The following is an 11,621-nucleotide window of genomic DNA, read 5'->3' on the forward strand; positions in this document are numbered from 1 at the left end:
GCCCGCCAGGCCGACATCGTCAACCCAACAGCGCGTAGCGGGTGGCGGCGGCGACGGCGGCATCCGACGACGCACCCGCCGGAGCCGGCGGCACCACGCTGTAGGTGTGGTATCGAGGCGTGATCGAATTGAGCGCGTCATGCACGGCAATCTGCACGATCGCCATGCTGCGGAACTGCTGGTACGGCCCACCGAACGAACCCACGACGGGCGCGGTGGCGGCGACCTGGTTCCAGTCGAGCACGACATCGGCATGGACCTGCGGCAGCGCCAGCATGAGCGCGGCGGCCACGAGGGAAGTGCGGATTCGGCGGCGCGCGCGCCGGCTGTTGGGGAGTAGAGCGGGCATGGAACACTCCTTGTACGGACAGGATGAACGCCGGCGAGCGCCAGGCGCAGGGACGCGAAGTCGCGTCACATCCTTTACATACGGTGCGAGGGGCTAAAAACGACATCCGGAACACACCCCCGAACGGGCGATCCCCTACCCGGAAGCGGCCCTGGCGTCGCTTCCCGGACCGAAACCAACCCGTGCCTGTCACACCGCTGCCCCCACCCCCGTCCTGGCCGCATGAATACCGAATCCCTGTTCGAAACCTACCGCTCCCGCCTGCTCGGCCTCGCCTACCGGCTGCTGGGCAGCCGCAGCGACGCCGAGGACGTGGTCCAGGACGCCTGGCTGCGCTGGCACCAGGCCGACCGTTCGGCCATCCGCGATGCCGAGGCCTGGCTGGTCACGGCGACCACGCGCCTGGGGATCGACCGCCTGCGCCTGGTGCGGAACGAACGCGAGAACTATCCCGGTCCATGGCTGCCCGAGCCGCTGACCGTCGACACCTCGCCTACACCGGAGAGCCGAGCCGACATCGGCAGCCAGGTTTCGCTGGCCTTCCTCTCGCTGCTGGAACGGCTAGGCCCGGAGGAACGCGCTGCGTTCCTGCTCAAGGAAGTCTTCGACTACGACTACGCCCAGGTCGCCGAACTGATCGGCCATAGCGAAGCCAATTGCCGGCAGATGGTGCATCGCGCGAGGCAACGCGTGCAGGCGGAGCGACCGCGCTTCGAAGTCGAGCCCGATACGCACCGGCGCCTGCTGGAGCGCTTCATGTATGCCACCCAGGCCGGCGATCGCGCCGCGATCATGCAATTGCTGCACGCCAACGCGACGCTGGTGTCCGATGGCGGCGGCAAGGTCACCGCGACGATCCGGCCGCTACAAGGCTCCGACCGCATCGCCGACCTGTTCTGGGCGCTGTCCCGTCGCGCGGGCGACGAACTGAAGACCCGCATCGGCAGCGTCAACGGCGAACCCGCACTGATGCGCTGGTACCAGGGCCGATTGCACTCCATCACCACGATCACGATCGAAGACGACCGCATCGCACAGGTACTGTCGGTGCTCAATCCGGACAAGTTGCCCGCGTCCGGGTGAAAAAACCGGGGCGGCTTGTCACGCCGCAGCACCCTCGCCCGTCTACCTCATGCAACGGCCACGGTGGCCGACATGAGAAGACCGCAATGAACGCTCCCCCCATCGATTACGCCGTCCACGCGCCGCAGGCCTTCCAGCACCTGCTCAACTTGAGCATGGGCCTGCACAAGGGCCCGCTCGGCCACAAGCTGGTCGAACTGGTCTCGCTGCGCATATCGCAGATCAACGGCTGCGTGTACTGCCTCGACATGCACGCTACCGCGCTGCGCAAGGCCGGCATGGACCAGCGCAAGCTCGACACGCTCGCCGCATGGCGGGAGAGCCCGCTGTTCGACGACCGCGAACGCGCCGCGTTGGGCTGGGCCGAAGCACTGAACGCCATCGGCACGACGCCGGTGCCGGATGGCGCGCTGGATGCGCTGCGCCCCCATTTCGACGAGCGCGAGATCTCCGAACTGAGTTTCACCGCCGCGATGATCAACGCCTGGAACATGCTCAACGTGGGGCTGCACCGGCCGTTGCCGATTGCGGCCTGACTCGAATTGCTCCTCCCCGCAACGCGAGGGAGGAGCGTTCCCGGGGATCGCGCTCGGCGCGATGCCGTGGCGTATATCCTTGTTCCACTTCGCGGCACGGCCGCGCGCCGACCCGGCAGCCAGCCGCCAGTCCAGGAACCAGACATGCATCTCGGCAATTTCTCCGTCAGCCTCGCGGTCAAGGACAGGGCGGCGAGCCTCATGGTGGAAGATCCGGACGGCAACCCGATCCTGTTCGACCAGCACGTGTGAAGGCCGCTCCCCTCGCGCTCAAGGCACACTCGCGCCATGGCCGCCTCCCCTAGTCCGCGCCCGCCCCGCTCCGCGCAGCCCAGCCTGCGCGACCGCTTCAACGCGCTGCGCAACCTGCCGCCGTTCCTGCGGCAGATCTGGGCGACCAGCCCAGGACTGACGCTGACCACGCTCGGCTTGCGCGTGGTGCGCGCATTCCTGCCGATCGCGACGCTGTATGTCGGCAAGCTGATCATCGACGAGGCGGTGCGCCTGGTCGGTACAGGCGTGTCATACGACTCCCTCGGCGCGGCGTGGCAAGGCGGCCAACTCAGCCACCTGCTGTCGCTGCTGCTGATCGAATTCGCGCTGGCGATCGGCTCCGACCTGCTCGGCCGCATGGTCAGCTACGGCGACGCGCTGCTGTCGGAGCTGTTCACCAACGCGACCAGCGTACGCCTGATGGAACACGCGGCGACGCTCGACCTCGAGGACTTCGAGGACCCCGACCTGCAGGACAAGCTCGACCGCGCGCGCCGGCAGACGATGGGGCGCATGAACCTGATGAGCCAGCTGTTCGGCCAGGTCCAGGATGCGATCACGGTGGTGAGCTTCGCCGCCGGCCTATTGGTATACGCGCCGTGGCTGATCGTGCTGCTGGCCGTGGCGCTGATCCCCGCGTTCGTCGGCGAGGCGCATTTCAACGCGCTGGGTTATTCGCTGAATTTCCAATGGACGCCGGAGCGGCGCCAGCTCGAATACATCCGCCAGATGGGCGCGAGCGTGGAGACGGCGAAAGAGGTCAAGATCTTCAACCTCAACCGCTTCTTCATCACCCGCTTCCGCGAGCTGTCCGACAAGTTCTTCGTCGCCAATCGCAAGCTGGCACGGCGACGCGCGCTGTGGGGCACGCTGCTGGCGGCGCTGGGCACGCTGGGCTACTACGTGGCCTATGCCTACATCGCCTGGCGCACGGTGAAGGGCGATTTCTCCATCGGCGACCTCACCTTCCTCGCCGGCAGCTTCCGCCGGCTGCGGCAGTTACTGGAGGGGCTGCTGGTCGGTTTCTCGCAGGTCGCCGGCCAGGCGCTGTACCTGGACGACCTGTTCTCTTTCTTCGAGATCAAGCCGGAGATCCATTCGCCCGCCAATCCGGCGCCAGTGCCGCAGCCGATCGCGAAGGGCTTCGTGTTCGAGAACGTGGGCTTCCGCTATCCGGATGCGGAACGCTGGGCCCTGCGCGGGCTGGATTTCGAACTGCGCGCGGGCGAGGTGCTGGCGCTGGTCGGCGAGAACGGCGCGGGCAAGACCACCCTGGTGAAGCTGCTGGCGCGGCTGTACGACCCCGACGAGGGCCGCATCCTGCTCGACGGCCGCGACCTGCGCGATTACGACCTGGACGACCTGCGCGCGAACATCGGCGTGATCTTCCAGGACTTCGTGCGCTACCACCTCACTGCCGGCGAGAACATCGGCGTCGGCCAGATCGATGCGATGTACGACCGCGACCGCATCCGCGAAGCCGCGCGCCGCGCCATGGCCGACCAGGTGGTCGCATCGCTGCCGCACGGCTACGACCAGCTGATCGGACGGCGCTTCAAGTCAGGCGTCGACCTCTCCGGCGGGCAATGGCAGAAGATCGCGATCGCGCGTGCGTACATGCGCGATGCGCAGGTGATGATCCTCGACGAGCCCACCGCGGCGCTGGATGCGCGCAGCGAGTTCGAAGTGTTCCAGCGCTTCAAGGAGCTGTCGGACGAGCGCACCGCGGTGCTGATCTCGCACCGCTTCAGCAGCGTGCGCATGGCCGACCGGATCCTGGTGCTGAACGAGGGCCGGCTGGAAGCGAGCGGCACGCACGAGCAGTTGATCGCGCAGGGCGGGCGCTATGCCGAACTGTTCGAATTGCAGGCGGCGGGGTATCGCTGACGGCCCTCGCCGGCCCTCACGCCCCCTCACCCTGCGTTGCTCCGCAACGCGGTCCCTCTCCCCGCAAGCGGGGCGAGGGAGTAATGCTTTTATCCTTCTCCTCGCTGCAAGCGGGGAGAAGGTGCCCGCAGGGCGGATGAGGGGCGCTTTTCCGCGCAGCGGCGAAAGCCTCCTTCACCGCCTTCATGCATCATTCGCCTCGATACAACGCTGGATATGGAGGCCCCATGCGCACCCTGCTGCTCTGCACCGCCCTGACGCTGGCGATACCGATGACCGGTTGCGAGGCGCGGCGCTCCGCGACAGGCGATGCCACTGCCGCCACGGCAGCAGCGCAGGTCGCGCCGACACGCACCGTCGCCAGCCAACTCGGCGACGTGGAAGTCACCACCGTCGCCAGCGGTCTCGAACACCCCTGGGCAGTCGCGTTATTGCCGGACGGCAGCTTCCTCGTGACCGAGCGCCCCGGCCGCCTGCGTCGCGTCAGCGCCACGGGCGCACTCTCTCCACCGTTGCAGGGCGTGCCGGTCGTGTTCGCGCAGGGCCAGGGCGGGCTGCTCGACGTCGCCTTGGCACCCGACTTCGCCAGCACCCGGCGCATCTATCTCACCTACGCCGAACCCGGCGAAGGTGGCCGCGCGGGCACCGCGGCGGCAGTGGCAACGCTGGGCGACGCCGCATTGGGCGACCTGAAGGTGATCTACCGCCAGCAGCCGAAGCTCGACAGCGACATCCACTTCGGCTCGCGCCTCGCCTTCGACGGCGCCGGGCACGTCTTCATCAGCCAGGGCGAGCGCGGCGAGCGCCCGCTCGCGCAGCAGCTCGACGTGCTGCAGGGCAAGCTGGTGCGCCTCAATCTCGACGGCAGCGTGCCGGCGGACAATCCTTTCGTCGGGCGCAGCGATGCGCGCGCGGAGATCTGGAGCTACGGCCACCGCAACATGCAGGGACTGGCCATCGACCCGCGCACCGGCACGCTGTGGGAAAGCGAACACGGTCCGCGCGGCGGCGACGAGATCAACCTGCCGCAAGCCGGCAAAAACTACGGCTGGCCGGTCATCACCCACGGCATCAACTACTCCGGCTTCCCGATTCCCGAAGCGGTGGGCACCACGGCGCCGGGCATGGAGCCGCCGCACCACGTGTGGGCGAAGTCGCCGGCGCTGTCGGGCATGGCCTTCCTGGTCAACCAGCCGAAGTCCAGGTGGAACAACAGCCTGTTCCTCGGCGCACTGGCGGACGGTAGCCTGATCCGGCTGTCGCTCGACGGCGACCGCATCACCGGTGAGGAGCGCCTGCTCAAGGAACTGGGCGCCCGCATCCGCGACGTGCGGGTGGCCGGCGACGGCAGCGTCTTCGTCCTGACCGACGAACGGGACGGCAAGCTGCTGCGCCTGCGTCCGCCGCGCTGAACACGTCTTTACGCCGGCCCCGCTAGGCTGCGGCCAAGCCAACGGAGCCGATGCCATGGGCGACGCCACCGCCGGACTCGCGCGCACCGCGCGCATCCTGCGCTTCCTGCTCAAGTACCGGGGCGCCGGCGTGTTCACCGGGCTCGACCTCGACCACGTGCAGGACGACACCGCGCCGGAGATGGCGGGCAAGCCGCACGAGTTCGTCGCCGACCTGGAAGCGCTCGGCCCCACCTTCATCAAGTTCGGCCAGGCCCTCTCGACGCGCCCGGACCTGGTGCCGCCGGCCTACCTCGCGGCGCTGGAACGCACCCAGGACGCCATTGCGCCGGTGCCGGTCGAACGGATCCGCGCGCTGATCGAATCCGAACTCGGCGTCCGCCCGAACCACATCTTCGAATCGTTCGACGACGTGCCGCTGGGCAGCGCCTCGCTGGCGCAGGTGCACCGGGCAACGCTGCGCGACGGGCGCGCGGTGGCGGTCAAGGTGCAGCGGCCCGACATCGGCATCACGATCCATACCGATGTCGATGCGTTGGCGGCGATCGCCAGCCGCGCCGACACCGCCACCAAGGTCGGCCGCCGCGTGCATTTCGCCGACTGGGTGCACGAATTCCGCAAGGCGCTGCTGCTGGAACTCGACTACGGCTGCGAGGCCGAGAACCTCGCGCGCTTCCGCAAGCATTTCAGCGACTACCCGGAGATCTTCGTCCCGGCACCGCTGTGGGATTTCAGTTCGCGCCGCGTGCTGACGATGGAACTGGTGACCGGGTCCAAGGTGACCGAGGTGAGCGGCCTGTTCCGCACCGAGCACGACGTCCAGGAGCTGGCCGCGGCACTGCTGCGCGGCTACCTCGAGCAGGTGCTGGTGCATGGCGACATCCACGCCGATCCGCACCCCGGCAACCTGCTGGTGATGGAGGACGGGCGACTGGCGCTGTTCGACCTGGGCATGGTGGTGCACGTCCCGCCGCGGCAGCGCGACCGCCTGTTCCGCCTGCTGTTCGCGGCGGTGGACGGACGCGGCGAGGAAGCCGCGCGCGAATCGATCGCGATGGGCACGCGGCTGGAGGACTTCGAGGAAGAGCGTTATCTGCGCGAAGTCGGCCAGCTGGTCGCACGCTACGCCGCGCACCCCAGCGCGTCGGCGAGCGAGAGCCGCCTGCTGTTCGACATCGTCCGCGTCAGCACCGCCTGCGGGCTGCGTTCGCCGTCGGAACTGAGCCTGCTCGGCAAGACCCTGGCGCACCTGGAAACCACCTGTCGCGCGCTCGATCCGCGCGTGGACATGAAGCGCGTGATCGACCGGCACCTGGACAGCGTGATGGGCGAACGCCTGCGCCGCTCGCTGTCACCGCACCGCGTCGCCAGCGAGCTGATGGAGCTGCAGGCGCTGACGCGCGAGGCGCCGCGCAAGCTGTCGGACATGCTGTCGCTGCTCGCCGACAACCGCCTGCAGGTCCGCGTCACCGGGCTGGAGGAATCACGGTTGATGGAGAACCTGCAGAAGATCGCCAACCGCATCACCACCGGGCTGATCGTCGCGGCGCTGATCGTGGCCGCGGCGATGATCATGCGGATCGAGACCAATGCGCGCCTGTTCGGTTATCCGGCGCTGGCGCTGGTGCTGTTCGTGGTGGCGGCGGCGCTGGGGGTCGGGATCGTGGTGAGCGCGCTGCTGCGGGATCGCCGGGCTAAGCCGCGGGAGGAGTCGGGGCCGCGGTAGCGGCTCTTGCCAGGCGCTTCTCCCCGCTTGCGGGGAGAAAGGTGCCCGCCAGAGCGGATGAGGGGCGAGCGCAGCGGCAATGTGCAACCGCGTGTGGGCGTCACGTCCCCTCACCCTGCGTCGCTGTGCGACGCGGTCCCTCTCCCCGCAAGCGGGGCGAGGGATTCTTGTACGGCCCAGGTGTGCCCACCTCAGCTAAAATGCCCGCCTCCCCGCGTCACACCCCCGCCCCATGTCCTCCGCTTTCGGCACCGAAACCGTGCTGGATGTCCGTCACTGGACGGACGCCTACTTCAGCTTCACCACCACCCGCGACGACGGCTTCCGTTTCGACAACGGCCAGTTCGTCATGATCGGGCTGCAGGTGCCCCAGGCAGACGGCAGCAGCAAGCCGCTGCTGCGCGCGTACTCGATCGCCAGCGCGAACTGGGAAGAGCAGCTGGAGTTCTTCAGCATCAAGGTGCCGAACGGTCCGCTCACTTCGCGCCTGAAGGACATCAAGCCCGGCGACACCGTGCTGATCGGCCGCAAGCCCACCGGCACGCTGCTGATCTCCGACCTGCATCCGGGCCGCAACCTGTACCTGCTGGGCACCGGCACCGGCTTCGCGCCGTGGCTGGCGGTGATCAAGGATCCGGAGACCTACGAGCGCTTCGACAAGGTCGTGCTCTGCCACGGCGTGCGCAACGCGCAGGACCTCGCCTACCGCGACTACATCGTCAACGAGCTGCCGCGCCACGAATTCCTCGGCGAGCAGATCAGCGCGAAGCTGAAGTACTACCCGGCGGTCTCGCGCGAGGACTTCGTCGTCGACGGCCACGACCAGCGTGGTCGCCTCACCGACCTGATGGCGAGCGGCAGGATGATGGAGCAGCTCGGCATCGAGCCGCTCGATCCGGAACACGACCGCGCCATGATCTGTGGCAGCCCGCAGATGCTCGCCGACTTCCGCGCCCTGCTCGACGGGCGCGGCTTCGCCGCGGCGCCGCGCATCGGCACACCGGGGCAGTACGTGTTCGAGCGCGCGTTCGTCGAGAAGTAGGCGACGTCAGACGTCGCGCAGCCAGCGCTCGGCGTCCTGCTCGCTGGTGAAGACGCGGGCGTCGTACCCGGCATCGCGCGCAAACAGTTCGCAGTATTCGACGGCGCGCCGGCCGTGCGGCTTCACGTGCGCGATGCGGACCGGCCCCAATCCCAGCGCGGCAATCTCGATCACCAGTTCCAGCCACTCCGGTTCGGAAAGGCCGGCGCCCTCGAGTTCGTCCACCACGAGCAGGTTGCCAGCACCGGTCAGGCGCAGGTGGCGCAGGATCGCCCGCCAGTAGGCGACGGTGTTCTCGTAGGTCTCCTCGCCCCACACGCGCACGCGCAGGCCGAGCGGATGGCGGGCGGCATCGACCCATAGCGATTGCGGTTCGTCGATCTGGTTCATGCGCTCCCTCTTGCGACACGCATGCTAGCAATGGCCACGCCGCTGCGTGGAGGGGGAAATCCCCCAGCCGGACCGGTCGATTCAGGTTTGGCGATCAGGCCGCGCGCCGTTCCGGACGCAAGGCGTCCCGGTACGTGCGGCTGCAGGGAATCGTGGTGCCGTCGCGCATCGCGATCCGCGCATCGCCGGTGTCCAGCGGCTCGATCTCGCCCACGCAATCCAGGTTGACGATGTAGCTGCGGTGCACACGCACGAAGCGCGCCGGGTCCAGCTGGGCCTCGATCGTCGCCATCGTCGTGCGCAGCGGGTAGTCGCGGCCGCGCAGGTGCAGGTTCACGTAGTTGCCCGCGGCCTGCAGCCATTCCACGTCGGCGGCGGCGATCAGGAATTCCTTGCCCAGCTTGCGCACGAGGAAGCGTTCGGGGCGCTCGGGCTGTTCGACCTGCGGCGCATCGTCCGGCTGCACCAGCACGCTGGCCTCGCCCTGCAGGCGACGGATCAGCAGCCGGTAGCCCTCGATGGTCACCACCAGGCCGGCGAAATGCTTGAAGTCCTTGAGGTATTCGTAGAGGAACGTCCTGGGCCAGGGGCCGCCATCGTAGTAATCGCCCTGCGCGGCGTAGACGGCCTTGCGCAGGGCCATCATCCCGGCCACGTGCAGCAACGACCACGCCACGCTGCCCAGCGCCAGCCACGGCAGGTTGCGCCGCCAGGTGTCGAAGTGCAGCGGGAAACGCCGGGTGTACCAGAGCACCGCCGGCAGCAGGGCCAGCGCCACCAGGTGGCTGCTCCATTCCCAGACCGCGGGTTCCCATGCGGCGAAGTCGAGGCCGGCCCGGCGGATGTCCATCAGCGCGGTCACGCTGTTGGTCATCGCGCCGACCAGGTAGCTGACGATCCAGAAGCCCCACTCCAGCGACCGGCGCCAGGGCTGGTAGCGGTCCCACAGGTTGTCGCGGGTGGAAGTGGGGGGCGGCTCGCGGTTCATCCACGCATTCTCGCCCAGATGGCCGCCGGTTCCGTCCCGGCTCGTCCCGGGGCGGCCGCGCTTCGTCCCCGAACGCGCGCAATCAATCACTTGCCGCTGGCGGGGCCGGATCGCGCGATCGATCGTGCCGGTCATCCCCGACCCCGGAGCCCGTCATGCAACAGCGCCGACACGACATCGACGCCCTGCGCGCCCTCGCCTTCGCCCTGCTCATCCTCTATCACGGCTGCATGCTCTACGTGGGCGGCGAGGACTGGGGCTGGCACCTCAAGAGCACGCACCTGGCCGAATGGCTGCAGTACCCGATGCTGTTCGTGAACCGCTGGCGGATGGACCTGATCTTCCTGATCTCGGGGCTGTCGGTGCACTTCCTCCTGCGCAACACCGGCACGGGCGCCTTCATCGGCCAGCGCAGCTGGCGCCTGCTGCTGCCGCTGCTGTTCGGCTGCCTGGTGGTGGTGCCGATCCAGCCCTACGCCCAGGGCATCGCCAACGGCGCCGTCGAACCGGGTTACCTGCGTTTCCTCGGCGACTATTTCGGCGGCCGGCAGTGGCCCGTGGACGCCTTCGACGGCTGGGAGCACGGCTTCACCTGGAACCACCTGTGGTACCTGGTCTACCTGTGGTGCTACACGCTGGCGTTCGCTGCCCTGCTGCCGCTGCTGCGGCGCCTGCCCAACCCGTTCGCGCACCTACGCGGCGGCTGGCTGCTGACCGTACCGGCGCTGCCGCTGCTGCTGTGGACGCTGACCCTGCAGCCCTTGTTCGAAGACACCGGCGACCTGGTCAACGACTGGTACCGCCACGCGGTCTACTTCAGCGTGTTCCTGTACGGCTGGTGGCTCGGCGGCAACGACGCGGTCTGGAACGAGCTGGTCCGCCTGCGCCATCGCGCCCTGGGCTGGGCCCTGTTCGTTTTTGCCGTGTACATCGCGCTGGTGGCGACGCTGCCGGACGAGGCGCCGCAATGGCAGGAGACCTTCGTCCGCACGCTGCGCAACTTCTACATCTGGCTGGCGCTGAGCGCGATCCTGGGCTGGGCCAAGGCCTGCCTCGACCGGCCGTTCCGCTGGCTGCCGTGGGCGAACGAAGCGGTGTACCCGTGGTACGTGCTGCACCAGAGCCTAATCATCCTGGTCGCCTACTGGCTGCTGCCGCTGCACCTGGGCCCGGTGCTGGAGCCGGTGCTGGTCTTCGGCGGCACCATCGCCGGTTGCTGGCTGCTGCACGAGTTCGTGATCCGCCGCGTCGGCTGGCTGCGTCCGTGTTTCGGCCTGAAGCGGCTCGCGCGACCGCAGCCGGCGCAACCGCAGCTCGCCTCGGCGTAGCGATTGTCCGCCGGTCACGCACCGTCATATTCTTCCGCGACCAAGGGGATGGGGAAGGACATGGGACGGATGCTTGCGCGGCTGGCGGGCCTGCTGCTGTTGGTCGTGCTCGTACCGGCATCGGCCGCGGACGGTGCGGTGCAGCCACGACCGGGCGACACGCCGCCGGATGCACTCGGCAGCGACCTGAAGGGCAATCCCGTGACCGTCAGCGGCCACAAGGGCAAGGTCGTGATCGTGACGTTCTGGGCCTCGTGGTGCGGTCCCTGCCGCCGCGAGCTGCCGATCCTGGGAAAACTGCAGAAGGCGGTGGGCCGCGACCACCTCGAGGTGATCGCGATCAACTACAAGGAGGACAGGCGCGAGTTCCGCGACGTCATCCGCGCCAACAAGGACATCGCGCTCACCTACGTCCACGACGCGAAGGGCGCCATCAGCGACCGCTATGGCGTCACCTCCCTGCCGAACATGTTCATCGTCGACCGCGAGGGCCGCGTCGCCCACGTCCATCGCGGCTACTCGCCCGAGATGCTGGACGGCTTCGTCAAGGAGATGCTGGCGCTGCTGCCGGCCGAAGTGCTGCAGCAACCGGCCGGAGGCTAGCCAG

At 68.4% G+C, this 11,621-nt stretch carries 11 protein-coding genes; 8 read left to right on the forward strand and 3 right to left on the reverse strand.

Features of this window, described 5'->3' with window-relative positions:
- Positions 1-19 precede the first annotated feature (19 nt).
- Positions 20-349, reverse strand: a complete 330-nt coding sequence (locus H8B22_RS01555; protein WP_187712403.1) for a hypothetical protein — start codon at positions 347-349, stop codon at positions 20-22.
- Between the two features lie 222 nt (positions 350-571).
- Here H8B22_RS01555 and H8B22_RS01560 point away from each other — a divergent pair, with 222 nt between their 5' ends.
- The 6 genes from H8B22_RS01560 (at position 572) to H8B22_RS01585 (ending at position 8,308) form a co-directional block, all read left to right on the forward strand.
- Complete coding sequence (locus tag H8B22_RS01560) at positions 572-1,432, forward strand: RNA polymerase sigma-70 factor (protein WP_187712404.1); 861 nt, start codon at positions 572-574, stop codon at positions 1,430-1,432.
- An 86-nt stretch (positions 1,433-1,518) separates the two neighbouring features.
- Positions 1,519-1,968, forward strand: a complete 450-nt coding sequence (locus tag H8B22_RS01565) for a carboxymuconolactone decarboxylase family protein (protein WP_187712405.1) — start codon at positions 1,519-1,521, stop codon at positions 1,966-1,968.
- A gap of 288 nt (positions 1,969-2,256) precedes the next feature.
- Positions 2,257-4,128, forward strand: a complete 1,872-nt coding sequence (locus H8B22_RS01570) for an ABC transporter ATP-binding protein (protein ID WP_187712406.1) — start codon at positions 2,257-2,259, stop codon at positions 4,126-4,128.
- A 227-nt stretch (positions 4,129-4,355) separates the two neighbouring features.
- Entirely contained in the window at positions 4,356-5,540 is a 1,185-nt protein-coding gene (locus H8B22_RS01575; RefSeq protein WP_225876245.1) for a PQQ-dependent sugar dehydrogenase, read from the forward strand.
- A gap of 55 nt (positions 5,541-5,595) precedes the next feature.
- Positions 5,596-7,266: an ABC1 kinase family protein gene (locus H8B22_RS01580; RefSeq protein ID WP_187712407.1), complete on the forward strand. Its 1,671-nt coding sequence runs from the start codon at positions 5,596-5,598 to the stop codon at positions 7,264-7,266.
- A gap of 232 nt (positions 7,267-7,498) precedes the next feature.
- Complete coding sequence (locus H8B22_RS01585; RefSeq protein ID WP_187712408.1) at positions 7,499-8,308, forward strand: ferredoxin--NADP reductase; 810 nt, start codon at positions 7,499-7,501, stop codon at positions 8,306-8,308.
- A gap of 6 nt (positions 8,309-8,314) precedes the next feature.
- Here the strand turns inward: H8B22_RS01585 and H8B22_RS01590 are convergent, their stop codons facing one another.
- Positions 8,315-8,698: a hypothetical protein gene (locus tag H8B22_RS01590; RefSeq protein WP_187712409.1), complete on the reverse strand. Its 384-nt coding sequence runs from the start codon at positions 8,696-8,698 to the stop codon at positions 8,315-8,317.
- A gap of 94 nt (positions 8,699-8,792) precedes the next feature.
- Complete coding sequence (locus H8B22_RS01595) at positions 8,793-9,686, reverse strand: LytTR family DNA-binding domain-containing protein (protein ID WP_187712410.1); 894 nt, start codon at positions 9,684-9,686, stop codon at positions 8,793-8,795.
- Between the two features lie 155 nt (positions 9,687-9,841).
- Here H8B22_RS01595 and H8B22_RS01600 point away from each other — a divergent pair, with 155 nt between their 5' ends.
- Both H8B22_RS01600 and H8B22_RS01605 read left to right on the forward strand, forming a co-directional pair.
- The gene (locus H8B22_RS01600; protein WP_187712411.1) at positions 9,842-11,014 is read left to right on the forward strand and encodes an acyltransferase family protein; all 1,173 of its coding nucleotides are present in this window, start codon (positions 9,842-9,844) and stop codon (positions 11,012-11,014) included.
- A 60-nt stretch (positions 11,015-11,074) separates the two neighbouring features.
- Positions 11,075-11,617: a TlpA family protein disulfide reductase gene (locus H8B22_RS01605; RefSeq protein WP_225876246.1), complete on the forward strand. Its 543-nt coding sequence runs from the start codon at positions 11,075-11,077 to the stop codon at positions 11,615-11,617.
- Positions 11,618-11,621 lie beyond the last annotated feature (4 nt).

The organism is Lysobacter terrestris (assembly GCF_014489475.1).
GTDB classification, from domain to species: Bacteria; Pseudomonadota; Gammaproteobacteria; order Xanthomonadales; family Xanthomonadaceae; genus Agrilutibacter; species Agrilutibacter terrestris.